The sequence below is a fragment of the Aquabacterium sp. A08 genome, assembly GCF_011742065.1.
In genome coordinates this window covers 1-274 of record NZ_JAAQQT010000127.1, presented here as the reverse complement: position 1 = coordinate 274, position 274 = coordinate 1, and the positions used below count along the sequence as shown (strand labels likewise).

The window sequence follows — 274 nt, the reverse complement described above, 5'->3', positions numbered from 1 at the left end:
GCGGGCGCCGCGCCCTCGGGCACGTCCCCGGTCACGGCGGCCAGTTGTGGCTGGGCCGTCAGCCCCCAGGCCTCGTCGGCCAGCACCCGGTCGTCGGTGGGGCCCCAGGCGTCGCCGGATGGCCCCTCCACCAGCCCGGCGGCCGCCACCCAGGTCACCCAGCGCGGGGGGCGCGGCAGCGGCGCCATGCACTGGCGCGGGCTGAACGGGAAGGCGTGGCGCGCCTTGCCTTGGTTGAGGGTGACGTACAGGTCCTGCAACTGCGGGGCGATGA

General features: G+C 77.0%; 1 pseudogene. It reads right to left on the bottom strand.

The features are described 5' to 3' along the window. Positions 1-274, bottom strand: a pseudogene (locus HA630_RS00715) (fumarylacetoacetate hydrolase); the annotation flags it as partial.